Origin of the sequence: Acidovorax bellezanensis (assembly GCF_025421555.1) — a bacterium.
Classification (GTDB): domain Bacteria; phylum Pseudomonadota; class Gammaproteobacteria; order Burkholderiales; family Burkholderiaceae_C; genus Comamonas; species Comamonas bellezanensis.
Genome location: NZ_JAODYH010000025.1, coordinates 1 through 360, shown reverse-complemented (window position 1 = coordinate 360; position 360 = coordinate 1). Strand labels below are relative to the sequence as shown.

Annotated in this window: 1 pseudogene; it reads left to right on the top strand. The window is 66.7% G+C overall.

Annotated features, from left to right (window positions below):
* Positions 1-63: 63 nt before the first annotated feature.
* Positions 64-360: pseudogene (locus N0K08_RS22990) on the top strand (hypothetical protein); the annotation flags it as partial.

Sequence of the window (360 nt, the reverse complement as noted above, 5' to 3'; positions counted from 1 at the left end):
ACGCTCAACGGCACGCCGTTGCCGGCGGGCATCACCGACACCGGCCATGCGACCATTACCGACATGCAAGGTCCTGGCGCCGACGTGCCGGTGCTGGACGTGTCCGACCCCGGTCTGGTCAACGAAGGCAGCAGCGCGGTCTTCAACCTCACGCTGAGCCACGCGGTGGATGCCCCGACCACGCTGAGCTTCACCTTCAGCGGCCAGGCGGATGCCGGCGACATCGGCACGCCGGTGGTCACCGTGGGCGGCACGGTCGTCACGTTGACCATCGTGGTCAACAACGCTTTTCGGCCCTATGCCTTCGACCCCGAGCGCCGCAGTCCATTCGACGCGCTTGAATGGAGCGACTATCAGGCG